At 67.3% G+C, this 14,453-nt stretch carries 12 protein-coding genes; 9 read left to right on the forward strand and 3 right to left on the reverse strand.

Features of this window, described 5'->3' with window-relative positions; translation table 11 throughout:
- Window positions 1-83: 83 nt before the first annotated feature.
- The 3 genes from DU478_RS06150 to DU478_RS06160 are packed head-to-tail and all read right to left on the reverse strand — an operon-like array spanning window position 84 to window position 2,172.
- On the reverse strand, window positions 84-563 hold the full coding sequence (locus DU478_RS06150) for a CinA family protein (RefSeq protein WP_114510058.1): 480 nt from the start codon (window positions 561-563) through the stop codon (window positions 84-86).
- On the reverse strand, window positions 560-1,045 hold the full coding sequence (locus tag DU478_RS06155; protein WP_114510059.1) for a phosphatidylglycerophosphatase A family protein: 486 nt from the start codon (window positions 1,043-1,045) through the stop codon (window positions 560-562). The genes DU478_RS06150 and DU478_RS06155 overlap by 4 nt, the downstream gene beginning before the upstream one ends.
- On the reverse strand, window positions 1,042-2,172 hold the full coding sequence (locus DU478_RS06160) for a bifunctional 2-C-methyl-D-erythritol 4-phosphate cytidylyltransferase/2-C-methyl-D-erythritol 2,4-cyclodiphosphate synthase (protein WP_114510060.1): 1,131 nt from the start codon (window positions 2,170-2,172) through the stop codon (window positions 1,042-1,044). Before DU478_RS06160 ends, DU478_RS06155 begins: the two co-directional genes overlap by 4 nt.
- A 171-nt stretch (window positions 2,173-2,343) precedes the next feature.
- On the opposite strand from DU478_RS06160, the gene dusB reads away from it, so the two are divergent.
- The 9 genes from dusB (at window position 2,344) to hflX (ending at window position 14,446) form a co-directional block, all read left to right on the forward strand.
- Entirely contained in the window at window positions 2,344-3,327 is a 984-nt protein-coding gene (dusB, locus tag DU478_RS06165; RefSeq protein ID WP_233501133.1) for a tRNA dihydrouridine synthase DusB, read from the forward strand.
- On the forward strand, window positions 3,324-4,406 hold the full coding sequence (locus DU478_RS06170; RefSeq protein ID WP_114510062.1) for a two-component system sensor histidine kinase NtrB: 1,083 nt from the start codon (window positions 3,324-3,326) through the stop codon (window positions 4,404-4,406). The genes dusB and DU478_RS06170 overlap by 4 nt, the downstream gene beginning before the upstream one ends.
- Entirely contained in the window at window positions 4,406-5,776 is a 1,371-nt protein-coding gene (locus tag DU478_RS06175) for a response regulator (protein WP_114510063.1), read from the forward strand. Before DU478_RS06170 ends, DU478_RS06175 begins: the two co-directional genes overlap by 1 nt.
- Window positions 5,777-5,951: 175 nt before the next feature.
- Window positions 5,952-8,153 (forward strand): sensor histidine kinase NtrY-like, encoded by a 2,202-nt coding sequence (locus DU478_RS06180; protein ID WP_114510240.1) that lies wholly within the window; start codon window positions 5,952-5,954, stop codon window positions 8,151-8,153.
- 15 nt (window positions 8,154-8,168) lie between these two features.
- Window positions 8,169-9,584 carry a nitrogen assimilation response regulator NtrX gene (gene ntrX / locus DU478_RS06185; RefSeq protein WP_114510064.1) on the forward strand — a complete coding sequence of 472 codons (1,416 nt, stop codon included), beginning with the start codon at window positions 8,169-8,171 and terminating at the stop codon, window positions 9,582-9,584.
- 332 nt (window positions 9,585-9,916) lie between these two features.
- Window positions 9,917-11,293, forward strand: coding sequence for a Trk system potassium transporter TrkA (gene trkA / locus DU478_RS06190; protein WP_114510065.1), 1,377 nt, complete (start codon window positions 9,917-9,919; stop codon window positions 11,291-11,293).
- 3 nt (window positions 11,294-11,296) lie between these two features.
- A complete protein-coding gene (locus DU478_RS06195; protein WP_114510066.1) occupies window positions 11,297-12,811 on the forward strand; it encodes a potassium transporter TrkG in 1,515 nt (504 codons plus the stop codon).
- Between the two features lie 124 nt (window positions 12,812-12,935).
- Complete coding sequence (gene hfq, locus DU478_RS06200) at window positions 12,936-13,175, forward strand: RNA chaperone Hfq (protein ID WP_114510067.1); 240 nt, start codon at window positions 12,936-12,938, stop codon at window positions 13,173-13,175.
- Entirely contained in the window at window positions 13,172-14,446 is a 1,275-nt protein-coding gene (gene hflX / locus DU478_RS06205) for a GTPase HflX (RefSeq protein WP_233501134.1), read from the forward strand. Before hfq ends, hflX begins: the two co-directional genes overlap by 4 nt.
- The last annotated feature ends 7 nt before the right edge of the window (window positions 14,447-14,453 follow it).

Consider the following 14,453-nt stretch of genomic DNA (forward strand, 5'->3'; position numbering starts at 1 on the left):
GCGCTGCTCATCCGAAGGGTGAGGTTTGCCGTCCAATGCTATGACGAGAAAGAGGTTTTTCGATCGAGACGAGGTGAGCGCGCTTACATCTCGTCCAGCGCCGTCTGTACCAGCGTCAGCGCATGCAGCGTCGCCGCCGCGCGTACCGCGGCGCGGCCCAGCGCGCCATGCTCCACGGTCTGGCTGAGCGTGCCCGAAGCCGTCGCCAGCGCATAGCAGACCCGGCCCTCGGGCTTGTGCTCGGACCCGCCTGGCCCGGCGATGCCGCTGATCGCCACCGCCACATCCGCCCCCGACAGCCGCCGCGCACCCAGGGCCATCTCCCGCGCCACCTGTTCCGACACGGCGCCGTGCGCCGCCAGCGTGTCCGGGAAAACTCCCAGCATGTCGGTCTTGGCGGCGTTGGAGTAGGTGACGAAGCCGCGTTCGAAGATCGCCGAGGAGCCCGCGACGTCCGTCAGTGCCGCCGCGACCTTGCCGCCGGTGCAGCTTTCGGCGCAGGTCACCGTCGCGCCCTTGTCGCGGGCGGTGGCGAGGATGGACTGCGACAGGCTCTCGGTCACATCAGCACCCTGTGCGCGAGACCCGCCAGCACGATCACGACGATCGCCGCAAAGACGCCCGCCACCACGTCGTCCAGCATCACCCCCAGCGCGTCGCCGCGGCGGTCGGCACGGCCCACCAGCCAGGGTTTCCAGATGTCGAAGACCCGGAACATCACAAAGGCCACGATCCAGCCCGGCCACAGCCGCGTGATGTCGGCCTGCATCATCATCGCCCCGTAACTCACTGGAAAGAGGGCGATCCACTGGCCGACCACTTCGTCGATGACGATCCAGGACGGGTCGTGATCGGTGCCGCCGGCGGTGATCTTCTGCGTTGCCATCCAGCCCGTGACGAAGACGAAAAAGGTCATGTTCAGCAGGAACCAGAAGCCGCCCAGCTGATGCAGACCCCAGGCCACCGGCAGCGCCGCCAGCGATCCCCAGGTGCCGGGTCCGGGGCTCAGGAAGCCGATGCCGAAAAAGGAGGCGACCCACTTCATGCTGTCACCAGGGTGGCCGTTGCCATTGCCGCGATCCCTTCCTTGCGCCCGGTAAAGCCCAGGCGTTCCGACGTGGTCGCCTTGACCGACACACGGCCCGCTTCGATGCCGATGATCGCCGCAAGTGCCGCGCGCATCGCCGCCGCGTGCGGCCCGATCTTGGGCTCTTCGCAGATCAGCGTCACGTCCACGTTCCCGACAGCGTAACCGCGCGCGGCGGCGCGCGCCACCGCATGGGACAGGAAAACGTGGCTTTCGGCGCCTTTCCACTGCGGATCCGAGGGCGGGAAATGCTGGCCGATGTCGCCATCCGCCAAAGCGCCATAGATCGCATCGGTCAGCGCGTGCATGCCGACGTCCGCGTCGGAATGGCCCGACAGCCCGCGCTCATGCGGCACCGCGACGCCGCAGAGCATCACGTGGTCGCCCTCCGCGAAGGCGTGCACGTCGAACCCGTTTCCCAGCCGTATATCCAATCCCTGCTCCAGTATCCGGGCCGCGCGGGCGAAATCCGCGGGCGTGGTGATCTTGAGGTTTTGCTCTGACCCTTCGGTGATGGCGACGTCAAGCCCGGCGGCGCGGGCCACGGCCACGTCATCGGCGGCGCCGCCGGGATGCGCGCGGTGGGCGGCGAGGATGGCGTCGAAGCGGAACCCCTGCGGTGTCTGCGCGCGGTAAAGCCCGTCGCGGTCGCGAGTGCCGGTCACCCGGCCGGCGTCGCCGGTCCAGAGCGCGTCGGTCACGGGCAGGGCGGGGGCGGCGGCCTTTGCCGTGTCCAGCGCGGCGATCACCTCGGCGATGATCTCGGGGCTGACGCAGGGCCGCGCGACGTCGTGGATCAGCACCAGCCTGGGCGGGTCCTCTGCCAGCGCCTCCAGCCCCAGCCGGACCGAGGCCGCGCGGTCCGCGCCGCCTGGCACGAAAGTGCAGTCGATCCCCTTGGCTGCCGTCTTCGCGGTCTCCATATCGTCCGGGTGGACAACCACCACGCACCGGTCCATCCGAGAGAACGCCCTGAGCGTCCAGCGCGCCACCTGAGCGCCCGCCAGCATCTGCCACTGCTTCGGCACCGGTCCCCCGGCACGGGTGCCGCGCCCGGCGGCCACGATCAAGGCGGCGATGGTCATGGGTGTCTCCTTGACCCGGGTGTAGGGTTTGCGCGGCGGCTGCGCAACGGTGCCGCGGGTTGTGCCGAAAAATTAGGCATTTGTGTCCGTGGTGGGCGCAATATATCCCGCAGATATTGTAGGATGCCGGGGCGCAGGCTAGCGCTGAGACGGTGCACAAGGAATAAGCGATTGAACTTGGCTCCCGCCGATATCGACTTCACACCTCCGGTTCTGCTGGCTCCGCTGGCGGGAATCACCGACCTGCCGTTCCGCACGCTCGTGTCGCGCTTCGGCGCGGGCCGGGTGGTCAGCGAGATGGTCGCCTCGCAGGAAATGGTGCAGGGCAAGACCGGGGTGCGCGAAAAGGCCGAACTGGGGTTCGGGCAGGCCAACACCGCGGTGCAGCTGGTGGGACGCGATCCCTACTGGCTGGCCGAGGCGGCGCGCATGGTCGAGGCCAATGGCGCGCGGCTTATCGACATCAACATGGGTTGCCCGGCCAAAAAGGTCGTGGGCGGCTATTCGGGATCGGCGCTGTTGCGCGACCTCGACCATGCGCTGCGGCTGATCGAAGCGGTGGTGGGCGCGGTCGACGTGCCGGTGACGCTCAAGACCCGGCTGGGCTGGGACGATGCCTGCCTCAACGCGCCCGAGCTTGCGCGCCGCGCCGAAGCGGCCGGCATCCGCATGATCGTGATCCATGGCCGCACCCGCTGCCAGTTCTACAAGGGCCGCGCCGACTGGGCGGCGATCCGGGCGGTGAAGGACGCGGTCACGATTCCGGTGATCGCCAACGGCGACATCACCGATACGGCGACCGCGCGCCGGGCGCTCGCTGCCAGTGGCGCCGACGGCGTGATGATCGGGCGGGGCGCGCAGGGGCGGCCCTGGCTGCTGGCCCAGGTGGCGCATGCGCTCTACGGGGCGCCCGCGCCGAAGGTGCCGCAGGGCAGGGCGCTGGTCGATATGGTGGCCGGGCACTATGAGGCGATGCTGGGCTTCTACGGCACGACGCTTGGCGCCAAGGTCGCGCGCAAGCATCTGGGTTGGTACATGGATGATGCCGGCACCGACGCCGCGCTTCGCCGGGCCATCCTGACCGCGCGGACGCCCGAAGAGGTGCTGGAGCGGCTGCCCGAGGCGCTGATGGACAGCCGGAGGGCGGCGGCATGAATGCCGAATTCGACGCCAGCCTTTGGTCGTCTCTGCCGGTTCCGGCGATCCTGCTGGATGCCGACCAGTGCATCGCCGACATGAACCCCGCCGCCGAAGGCTTCATGAACAACTCGGCCAAGTGGCTCTTGGGCCAGCCGATCTGGGACCGGCTGACGGTGGACGCGCCGCTGGAGCAGAGCCTCGAGAGGGCGCGAGAGAACGGCACGCCGCTGTTCGTCAACGATGTCGATGTCGGCCCGGGCAGTCGCCCGCCGCTGGTGTGCAACCTGCAGATCGCCCCGGTGCAGGGGCGGCCTGGCTGGATGATCCTGCTGATCTCGCCGCGGGAACTCGCCGGCCGCATGACCCAGAGCCATTCGGTGAAGTCTGCCGCCAAGTCGGCCATCGGCATGGCCGAGATGCTGGCGCACGAGATCAAGAACCCGCTCGCCGGCATCGCCGGGGCGGCGCAGCTTCTGAGCATGAACCTGAGCCAGAGCGACCTGGAGCTCACCGACCTCATCGTCGAAGAGACGCGCCGCATCGTGAAGCTGCTCGAGCAGGTCGAACAGTTCGGCAACCTCAGCGCGCCGGAACGGCGTCCGGTCAACGTGCATGACGTGCTCGACCGCGCGCGGCGCTCGGCGCTGCTGGGCTTCGGCGCACATATGAAGATCATCGAGGATTACGACCCCTCGCTGCCGCTGGCCCATGGCGACCCGGACCAGTTGCTGCAGGTGGTGCTGAACCTGCTCAAGAACGCGTCCGAGGCGACCCAGGGCCAGCCCGGCAAGATCCGCCTGCATTCCTTCTATGAACACAGCTTCCGCCTGCGGCGGGCCGACGGGTCGGGCGTGTCGCTGCCGTTGCAGATAGAGGTGATCGACGACGGTCCGGGCCTGCCCGAGAACATCAAGGGCGACATCTTCGACCCCTTCGTGTCGGGCCGCGAGAACGGCACCGGCCTGGGCCTGGCGCTGGTGAGCAAGATCATTTCCGACCATGACGGCTGGATCTCGGTGGACTCGGTGCCGGGGCGCACCGTGTTCCGCATCTCGCTGCCCATGGCCCCCCGCGACAAAAAGGAGAAACGCTGATGGATGGCACGGTTCTGGTTGCGGATGACGACCGCACGATCCGCACGGTTTTGACCCAGGCCCTGACCCGGGCGGGGTGCAAGGTGCACGCCACCAGCTCTCTTACCACGCTGATGCGCTGGGTCGGCGAGGGCAAGGGCGACGTGGTGATCTCGGACGTGGTCATGCCCGACGGCAACGGATTGGAAATGCTGCCGAAAATCGCCCAGGACCGGCCCGGCCTGCCGGTGATCGTGATCTCGGCGCAGAACACGATCATGACGGCGATCCAGGCCGCCGAGGCCGAGGCCTACGACTACCTGCCCAAGCCCTTCGACCTGCCGGACCTGATGAAGCGCACGGCGCGGGCGCTCGAGAACCGCAACCGCGCACCGCGGCGCGAGGAACCGACGCACAGCGCCGACGGCCCGGACGAACTGCCGCTGGTGGGCAAGACCGCCGCGATGCAGGCGCTCTACCGGCTGGTGGCGCGGGTGATGAACACCGATCTGCCGGTGCTGATCTGCGGCGAGAGCGGCACCGGCAAGTCGCTGATCGCGCGAGCGATCCACGACTTTTCCGACCGCCGCACGCTGCCCTTCGTCACCGCCACCGCCGCCGACCTGTCGGAACTCGAAGGTCCGGCGCGCATCCTCGCGCGGGTCAAGGGCGGCACGCTGCTGATCGACGAGATCACCGATTTCGACGATGAGGTGCAGGCGCGGATCGTGCGGATGATGGATGTGCCGGGCGAACACGTGCCGCGTTTCATGGCCACCAGTCAGGGCGATCTGAGCCAGGCGATGGAAGAGGGCCGGGTGCGCCAGGACCTGTATTACCGCCTGTCGGGCGCGACCATCAACGTGCCGTCCCTGCGTGAACGGGTCGAGGATATCGCGCTTCTGACCGACCATTTCCTGCTGCGCGCCGAACGCGAGGGCGCGCCGAAGCGGTGGCTTTCGACGGACGCGGCAGAGCTTTTCCGGCAGTATTCCTGGCCCGGCAACGTGCGCCAGCTGGAAAACGCCGTGCGCCGGCTGAGCCTGACCAGCCGCGCCGAGGAGATCACCCGCACCGAGGTCGAGGCGGTGCTGGGCAACCAGCCCGACACCGGCCCGATCCTGCGCGGCGGCGAGGGCGAGAAGCTGGGGACCTCGGTGGCCCGTCACCTGCGGCGCTACTTCGACCTGCACGGCAACATGCTGCCGCCGCCGGGGCTCTATACCCGCATCCTGCGCGAGGTGGAGGCGCCACTGATCGAGATCGCGCTCGAAGCGACGGGCGGCAATCAGGCGAAATGTGCCGATTTGCTGGGAATCAACCGCAATACGCTGCGGAAGAAGATCACCGACCTCGATATCCGCGTGACACGCCGCCGCAAATTGATGTAAAAGAGCCACATAACTGTGGCCGCGCTGCTGTCGGCGGCGAAGAGACCACAAGATATGGCGGTTCGCTGCGGGTAGCAGCGCATTGGTGCGAGGTTGGGCTGTGGCCACTTGGGCACGGACGTTGAATTGGTCGCGGTTGGTCCGCTTGCGGCGCCAGCGGCGCGTTCAGAACGCGATGACCCTCGGCCTGGTTCTGCTGGGGCCGCTGCTGGCGGGCGCGACCTTTGCCGTGCTCGGCCCGCTCGACCAGGGTCGGGGCGCCCAGACCGGGCTGCGGCTGGTGCTGCTCGCCGACCTTGTCTACGTCCTGCTTCTGGCGGCGCTGGTCTTGCAGCGGGTGGCCAAGATGATCGCCGCCCGGCGCGCCAAGTCCGCCGGATCGCGGCTGCACCTGCGTCTGACCGGCGTTTTTGCCCTGATGGCGCTGCTGCCGACGATCACCGTCGCCGTCTTCGCGGTGCTCACCATCAACATCGGGCTCGAGACGTGGTTTTCGGAACGCGTGCGCAACGTGGTGGGCGCGTCGCTGTCGGCGGCAGAGGCCTATGAGCAGGAGCACCGCGAGGACCTGATTCAGGATGCCCGCGCGCTTGGCAATTACCTCGACATCAACCGCCGCGCGACCTTCATCATGAACGACGGCGAATTGCGCCAGATCCTGAGCCAGGGGCAGGCGCAGATTCAGCGCGGGCTGCGCGAAGCCTTCGTCATCGACGGCACCGGAGAAATCCGCGCACGGGGCGAACGGTCGTACCTCTTCGACTACGAGCAACCGACCCCCGCAGAGATCGCCGAGGCCTCCGACGACGGCGTCGCGATCATCGAGGACTGGGACAACAACGAATTCCGCGCGCTGCTGCCGCTCGACGCCTTCGTCGACCGCTATCTTTACGTCAGCCGAGAGGTCGACGGCGGCATCCTCAACCTGCTGGACGACACGCAGGAAACCGCGCGTTTCTACCAGCAACAGGAAAGCGAACGGGGCCGGCGGCTGTTCGACTTCGCGCTGCTTTATCTTGGCTTCGCGGTGCTGCTGATCCTTGCCGCCACCTGGCTGGGCCTGTGGTTCGCCGAACGGCTGAGCCGCCCGGTGGGGCGTCTGACGGGCGCGGCGCAGCAGGTGGGTGCGGGCGATCTGGACGTTCAGGTGGTCGAGGACGAAGGTGATGACGAGATCGCCCTTCTGGGCCGGTATTTCAATCAGATGACCCGGCAGCTCAAGGCGCAGCGGCAAAAGCTTCTGGACAACACCCGCCAGATCGAACGGCGCCAGCGGCTCTTCGATTCTGTGTTGAGCTCGGTCACCTCGGGGGTCGTGGGGCTCGATCCCGAGGGTAAGATCACCTTCGTCAACCGCTCCGCCGAGAAATTGCTGGCCTGGGAAGACGAGGACAGCCGTCAGTCGGTGCCGATCCATGTGGCGGTGCCGGAATTCGGCCCGGTCTTCGACCGCCTGCGCGACATTCCCGGCGAGACGGTGCAGGAAGAGGTCAAGGTCAGCCGCGAGGGGCGCCTGGAAAACCTGCTGGTGCGCGTCGCCACCCGCCGCCGCAACGACGGCAGCCTCGAAGGCTACGTGGCGGCCTTCGACGACGTGACCGACCTGGTGAGCGCGCAACGCATGGCGGCCTGGGGCGACGTGGCCCGCCGCATCGCCCACGAGATCAAGAACCCGCTGACGCCGATCCAGCTGTCCGCCGAGCGGATCAAGCGCAAGTTCCGCCGCCAACTGGATGCGGTGTCCGCAGACAGCCTTGACCAGATGACCGACGTGATCGTGCGCCAGACCACCGACCTGCGCCGGATCGTCGACGAGTTCTCGAAATTCGCGCGGATGCCGGAACCCGAACGCAAGCCCGAAGACCTGGTCGCCCTGCTGCGCGGGGCGGTGTTCCTGCAGGAAAGCGGCCAGCCAGACGTGCGCTTTGTCGCGGACTTGCCGGACAGCCCGATGGCGGCGGAACTCGATGCGACGATGATCAGCCAGGCGCTGACCAATCTCATCAAGAACGCCGGAGAGGCGACCGAGACCTTGCGCGAGAGCGGCGCGGAGGAGGGCTATGTGCCGGAGATCCGCATCACTTGCGGCACCGACGACCAGGGCCGGGCCGAAATCCGGATCATGGACAACGGCATCGGCCTGCCCGAGGACCGCGCGCGGCTGTTCGAGCCCTACGTGACCACCCGCGACAAGGGCACCGGCCTGGGCCTGCCGATCGTCAAGAAGATCATCGAAGAGCACGGCGGCAGCCTTGCGCTTGAAGATGCGCCGGTTTTCGACGGCGCGACCCATGCCGGGGCGATGGCGGTCATCCGCCTGCCGCTGGCGCCGGGGGGCAGCCCGTTGCCCGCCGCATTGCAACAAGAAACGGTATAAAAGAGGTGACGACCCATGGGCGATATTCTGATTGTCGATGACGAACGCGACATCCGCGAGCTGATTGGCGATATCCTGGAGGATGAAGGTTTTGCCACGCGGCTGGCCGGCAATTCCAACGAGGCGATGGCCGAGGTCAATACCGAGCCGCCGGCGCTGATGATCCTGGATATCTGGCTCAAGGACAGCAAGATGGACGGGATCGACATCCTCAAGACCGTCAAGCGCGACAATCCTGACATCCCGGTGGTGATCATCTCGGGCCATGGCAATATCGAGATCGCCGTGGCGGCGATCAAGCAGGGCGCCTACGACTTCATCGAGAAGCCGTTCAATATCGACCAGCTGCTGGTGGTGATCCGCCGCGCCATGGAAACCAGTCGCCTGCGCCGCGAGAACCAGAAGCTCAAGCGCAAGGATGCCACCGCCGCCGAGATGGTCGGCGAAAGTGCGGCGTTCCGCACCCTGGTGGGACAACTCGACAAGGTGACAAAATCGAACGGACGGGTGATGCTGTCGGGACCCGCGGGGTCCGGCAAGGAAGTGGCGGCGCGCTATATCCACGCCCATTCCGGCCGCGCCTCGGCGCCCTTCGTCACCGTGAACTGCGCCGGCGTGGCGCCCGAAACCATGGAAGAGGTGCTTTTCGGCCGCGAGACGCCCGACCGCGGGGTGGAGCCGGGCCTGCTCGAGCAGGCCCACGGCGGGGTGATCTATTTCGACGAGGTGGCGGACATGCCGTCCGGCACCCAGTCCAAGATCCTGCGGGTGCTGGTCGACCAGCAGTTCACCCGGGTTGGCGGCGCCGACAAGGTACGGGTCGACCTTCGGGTGATCTCGTCCACCAATCGCGACCTCGCGGTGGAGATCGAGACCGGGCGCTTCCGGCAGGAACTCTACCACCGGCTGAACGTGGTGCCGATCGCGGTGCCGAGCCTCGAGGAGCGGCGCGAGGACATCCCGCTGCTGGCGCGGTATTTCATCGCCCAGTGCAACAAGACCCAAGGCTTGCCGATGCGCGCGCTGAGCGACGACGCGGTGGCGCTGATGCAGACCATGGTCTGGCCGGGCAACGTGCGGCAGCTCAAGAACCTCGTGGAACGTGTGCTGATCCTCGGCGACGGCTCCGGCGAGATCGAGGCCCGCGAACTGCCGCAGGACAGCGGCCCGGCGAGTGCCGAGGAGGGACGGGTGGTGCTGTCGGGGACGCTGGCGACGCTGCCGCTGCGCGAGGCGCGCGAGGCGTTCGAGCGCGAATACCTGCTGACGCAGATCAACCGCTTCGGCGGCAACATCAGCCGCACCGCGTCCTTCGTGGGCATGGAGCGGTCGGCGCTGCACCGCAAGCTGAAGTCGCTGGGGGTGGTGACCTCGGCCAAGGGCGGGGCGCGTATCGCGCAGCTCGAGGACGAGGTCGAAGAGGCGGGCTGAGCGCCGCTCCTCCGCCCTGGCGGGCGTCCTCGCGGACACCGGGCAGCATGGGTCCGGCTCCGGATTCACCAGAACAGAGCCTCTGTTCCGCACCCACCCCGCGCCCGGACCTGCCTGACCGCAACCGGCCCCCGCGCCAAGCGAAATAGCCGTCTCCCCGCGTGCCGCGGGGCCCCTCGGCGATTTCCCTTGTCGCGGCGTCCGCTTCCGGTCCGGTCCGTCCCGTGCGAGGGGTGGCTCCGGAACAGAGACCGGTCGGGCGGTGGATTGACCCCTTTGCGGCACTCTGTCATTCAGACCTCTGGACAGGTGCGGCGCGGAGCTGGAACGGCATGAAGGTCATCATCTGCGGGGCGGGCCAGGTGGGCTGGCAGATCGCCCGCCATCTGTCGGGCGAGCGCAACGACGTGACGGTGGTCGACAACAACCCCGACCTCGTGCGCCGGGCCACCGACTCGCTGGATGTGCAGGGCATCTCGGGATTTGCCTCTTACCCGGACATCCTCGACCGTGCGGGTGCGCGCGATGCGGACATGATCATCGCCGCGACCTATTCGGACGAGGTCAACATGGTCACCTGCCAGGTGGCGCATTCGGTGTTCTCGATCCCGCGCAAGATCGCGCGGCTGCGCTCGCAAAGCTACCTGACGGCGATCTATTCGGATCTCTACCGCCGCGATCACATGCCCATCGACGTGGTGATCAGCCCCGAGAAGGAGGTGGCGGAGGCGGCACTGCAGCGCCTGGCGGCGCCCGCGGCCTTCGACACCGAGATCTTCTTCGACGGCAAGGCGCAGCTTCTGGGCCTGACCATCGAAGCCGAATGCCCGGTGGTGAACACGCCGCTGCGGCAGCTGACCGACCTTTTCTCGACCCTGCGGTCGGTGGTGGTGGGCGTCCGGCGCGAGGGCACGCTCTTTGCGCCTGAATCGGGCGACCAGCTTTTCGTCGGGGATTCCTGCTACGTCATCGTGCATGCAGACGACATCCGCCGGACCATGGAGATCTTCGGCAAGTCGCTGCGCAAGCAGGAGCGGGTGGTGCTGGTGGGCGGCGGCAACGTCGGGCTGGCGGTGGCCGAGAACCTCGAGACGCGGGCCGAGCGGGTGCGGGTCAAGATGATCGAAAAGAACCGCAAATGCGCCGAACGCGCGGCAGAGGCGCTGGAACGGACCATCGTGCTGCATGGCGACGGGCTGGATGCGAGCCTGCTGGCCGAGGCCAATATCGAACGCGCCGATGCGGTGCTCTGCGTCACGGACGACGACAAGACCAACATGCTGGCGGCGGTGCGCGCCAAGGCCGCGGGCTGCCCGATGGCCATCGCGCTCATCAACGATCCGACGCTGGTGCCGCTGATGGAGCCGCTGGGCATCGACGCCTACATCAACCCGCGCGCCACGACGGTGAGCTCGATCCTGCGCCACATCCGCCATGGCCGCGTGCGGCAGGTCTATTCCATCGGCGATGCCGAGGCCGAGGTGATCGAGGCCGAGGTGCTGTCGACCTCGCCCATCGCCGGCAGCCGCATCCGCGAGATCGACTTTCCCGAAGGCGTGCTGGTGGGGGCGGTGCTGAAGGGCGACAAGGTGGTCAAGCCCACCGGGGCGTTGGTGATCGACGAGGGCGACCTGATCGTCATCTTCGCGCTGAGCAAGGACGTGGCCGAGGTCGAACGTCTGCTGCAAGTCTCGATCGACTTCTTCTGAGCCATGCAGCGCCTGCTTGCCCTGCCGCTGTTCCTGGTGCTGACCATCATCACCTGCGCGTCGATGATCCTGCCGGCCGCGGTGGCGCTGGCGGGCGAGGATTTCCACGATGCGCGCAGTTTCTTCTACGCGGGCCTTGTCGGGCTGGTGCTGTGTGTGATGATCGCCGTGGCGCAGGCGACGCGGGTGCACAACCAGAGCGCCCTGCGGCAGCTTCTGGCATTGCTGGCCGCATTCCTGGTGCTGCCGGCGATCATGGCGGTGCCGTTCTACGAGGCGGTGCGCACCACGACCTTCGTCAATGCCTATTTCGAGATGGTGTCGTCCTTCACCACCACCGGGGCCACGCTTTTCGAGCCGTCGCGGCTGTCGGCCACGGAGCACCTCTGGCGCGCGCAGGTGGGCTGGCTGGGCGGGCTGCTGATGTGGGTTGCGGCGGCGGCGATCCTCGCGCCGCTGACCCTGGGCGGGTTCGAGGTCACCGCCCTGGGCGAGCCGGGACAGACCGCGCCTGCGGACCGGGGACGTCGGGCGATCGCCGATCCGGCGCGGCGGCTGTCGCGCAGCCTGCATGCGCTGCTGCCGGTCTATGCGGGGCTGACGCTGGCAATGTGGATCCTGCTGCAGGTGCTGGGAGATTCGCCGCTGGTGGCGCTTTGCCACGCGATGTCGGTGATGGCCACCTCGGGCATTTCGCCGGTGGGGGGCGCGCAATTCGCCACCAGCGGCATTGCCGGAGAGGTCATCCTCTTTCTTTTCATGTTCTTCGCCCTGTCGCGGCTGACCTTTTCCGGCGACACCGGCAATTCGAGCCGCAGCGGCCTGCGGGACGATCCGGAATTCCGCATGGGCCTGGTGATCGTCGTGACGGTCCCCACGGTGCTGTTCCTGCGGCACTGGCTGGCGTCCTTCGACGTGGGCGACGAGGAAAACCTGATCGCCGGTATCCGCGCCTACTGGGGGGCCATGTTCACCACGCTGTCGTTCCTGACCACCACCGGGTTCATCAGCGCCGACTGGTCCACCGCGCAGAACTGGTCGGGGCTGAGCACGCCGGGGTTGATCCTGCTGGGCCTGGCGCTGATCGGCGGCGGCGTGGCGACCACCGCCGGCGGGGTCAAGCTGCTGCGGGTCTTCGCGCTCTATCTCAACGGTTTGCGCGAGATCGAGAAGCTGGTGTATCCGTCCTCGGTCGGCCGCTCCAGCATCATGAGCCGCCGCATCCGCAAGGAGGGCGCCTTTATCGCCTGGGTGTTCTTCATGCTTTTCGCGTTGACCCTCGCGGCGGTGGCGCTGGGGCTGGCGGCGCTTGGCGTGGCGTTCGAGCCGTCCTTCGTGCTGGCCATCGCCGCGCTCACGAACACCGGGCCGCTGATCGCCGTCGCCGCCGAGGCCCCGATCGCGGTGTCGCAGATGGGCGCGGGGATCAAGGCGTTCCTGGGCCTTGCCATGGTGCTGGGGCGGGTCGAGATGCTGGCGCTTTTCGTGATGCTGAACCCGGATATGTGGCGCGACTGACGCGCCATTGCCGCAGCCGGACATTTTCGGGCTTTTTGCACTGGAAGTTCCCGAATCCGCACCCCATACTTGGCGATGATCCACCGCGCCGATCCGGGCGTGCGCAAGAAAAAAGGCAATTTCAATGGCTTCGGACAGACAAAACCTTCAGGACGCGTTCCTCAACCACGTCCGGAAAACCAAGGTTCCGGTGACCGTTTTCCTGATAAACGGCGTGAAATTGCAAGGCGTGATCACCTGGTTCGACAATTTCTGCGTGCTGCTGCGCCGCGACGGTCAGTCGCAGCTTGTCTACAAGCATGCGATTTCGACCATCATGCCGGCCCAGCCGATCAACCTGTATGACGGCGAAGACAACAATTGAAAGAACATGACCGCGGTGTGACCCGGGCCTGGGTTCTTCACCCCGACATCAAATCCGACCGCGACCGCCGTGTGGCGGGGCCCGCGCTGGACGAAGCCGTGGCCCTGGCCGCGGCCTTGCCCGATCTCGAAGTGGTCGGATCCGAAATCGTGCCGCTGCCCAAGCCCCATGCCGGGCATCTGTTCGGCACCGGCAAGATCGAAGAGCTCAAGGCGCGGATCGCAGCGGCAGAGGTCGAGCTGGTGCTGGTCGATGGGCCGGTGTCGCCGGTACAGCAGCGCAACCTCGAAAAGCAATGGGGGGTCAAGCTGCTGGACCGCACCGGTCTGATCCTGGAGATCTTCTCGGATCGCGCCGCCACCCGCGAAGGTGTGCTGCAGGTCGAAATGGCGGCACTGTCCTACCAGCGCACACGGCTGGTGCGGGCCTGGACCCACCTGGAACGGCAGCGGGGCGGGCTTGGTTTCGTCGGCGGTCCCGGCGAGACGCAGATCGAGGCGGACCGCCGCGCCATCGACGAACAGCTGGTGCGTTTGCGCCGGCAGCTCGACAAGGTCGTGAAGACCCGCGAGCTGCATCGCAAGGCGCGCGCCAAGGTGCCGTATCCGATCGTCGCGCTGGTGGGCTATACCAACGCCGGGAAATCGACGCTGTTCAACCGGCTCACCGGGGCCGAGGTGATGGCCAAGGACATGCTCTTCGCCACGCTCGATCCGACGATGCGGGCGGTGAAGCTGGCCAACGGGCTCGACGTGATCCTGTCGGACACGGTGGGGTTCATCAGCGACCTGCCCACGGAACTGGTCGCCGCCTTCCGCGCCACGCTCGAAGAGGTGCTGGCGGCGGACCTGATCGTGCATGTGCGCGACATCAGCCACGATAACACCGAGGAACAGGCCGAGGACGTGCGCGGCATCCTCAAGTCGCTGAAAGTGTCCGAGGACACGCCGCAGATCGAGGTCTGGAACAAGGTCGACCTTCTTGAGCCGCAGGCCCGCGATGCCGCCCGCACCCGGGCCGAGCGCGAGCCGGACATCCTTGCGCTCTCCGCCCTCACGGGCGAGGGGCTGCCGCAGTTTCTGGAGACGGTGAAGCAGCGGCTTGAGACGGAGACCACGGTCGAGACGCTGGTGCTGCCCTTCGATCAGGGCCACCGCCGGGCCTGGCTCTTCGAGCGCGGGCTGGTCGAGGAAGAGCGCGAAACCGAAGACGGCTTCGCGCTCACCGTGCGCTGGTCCGAGCAGCAGAAGCGCACTTTCGAGACGGTCTAGACGCGAG

This window comes from Thalassococcus profundi (genome assembly GCF_003344785.1).
GTDB lineage: Bacteria > Pseudomonadota > Alphaproteobacteria > Rhodobacterales > Rhodobacteraceae > Puniceibacterium > Puniceibacterium profundi.

Bases quoted from the DNA above. Each gene is read 5' to 3' on its own strand.
- DU478_RS06155 (WP_114510059.1), bottom strand. From the start codon at position 1,045: ATGAAGTGGGTCGCCTCCTTTTTCGGCATCGGCTTCCTGAGCCCCGGA.
- DU478_RS06160 (WP_114510060.1), bottom strand. From the start codon at position 2,172: ATGACCATCGCCGCCTTGATCGTGGCCGCCGGGCGCGGCACCCGTGCC.
- DU478_RS06170 (WP_114510062.1), top strand. From the start codon at position 3,324: ATGAATGCCGAATTCGACGCCAGCCTTTGGTCGTCTCTGCCGGTTCCG.
- DU478_RS06175 (WP_114510063.1), top strand. From the start codon at position 4,406: ATGGATGGCACGGTTCTGGTTGCGGATGACGACCGCACGATCCGCACG.
- DU478_RS06180 (WP_114510240.1), top strand. From the start codon at position 5,952: ATGACCCTCGGCCTGGTTCTGCTGGGGCCGCTGCTGGCGGGCGCGACC.
- ntrX (WP_114510064.1), top strand. From the start codon at position 8,169: ATGGGCGATATTCTGATTGTCGATGACGAACGCGACATCCGCGAGCTG.
- trkA (WP_114510065.1), top strand. From the start codon at position 9,917: ATGAAGGTCATCATCTGCGGGGCGGGCCAGGTGGGCTGGCAGATCGCC.
- DU478_RS06195 (WP_114510066.1), top strand. From the start codon at position 11,297: ATGCAGCGCCTGCTTGCCCTGCCGCTGTTCCTGGTGCTGACCATCATC.
- hfq (WP_114510067.1), top strand. From the start codon at position 12,936: ATGGCTTCGGACAGACAAAACCTTCAGGACGCGTTCCTCAACCACGTC.